The 331-nt window shown below is 53.5% G+C and carries 2 pseudogenes; both read left to right on the forward strand.

Annotated elements, in window-relative coordinates:
• Positions 1 to 148, forward strand: a pseudogene (locus CE491_RS03710) (IS30 family transposase); the annotation flags it as partial.
• A gap of 7 nt (positions 149 to 155) precedes the next feature.
• Positions 156 to 331: pseudogene (locus tag CE491_RS03715) on the forward strand (IS3 family transposase); the annotation flags it as partial.

The following is a 331-nucleotide window of genomic DNA, read 5'->3' on the forward strand; positions in this document are numbered from 1 at the left end:
CTCTCGTTGGAGTGCCCAAGAAATACAGGCGGTAGCTCACGTACTTAACTTTAGACCTCGAAAAACACTCGGCTGGAAAACACCTGCCGAAGCGCTAAATGAGTATCTAAAGTCTGTACAACAATCCAGTGTTGCGACGACCGGTTGAATCCGCCCACTACCGCTGGCCCGGCTGGCTATCGCGCATCGCTGATGCGAAGCTGATTCGTTCGATGTCGCGCAAGGGCTGCTCACCAGATAACGCGGCTTGTGAAGGCTTCTTCGGCCGGCTGAAAACGGAGCTGTTTTATCCTCGCAACTGGCAGTCAACGAGCATCGAGCAGTTCATTCA

Origin of the sequence: Pseudomonas bohemica, assembly GCF_002934685.1 — a bacterium.
GTDB lineage: Bacteria > Pseudomonadota > Gammaproteobacteria > Pseudomonadales > Pseudomonadaceae > Aquipseudomonas > Aquipseudomonas bohemica.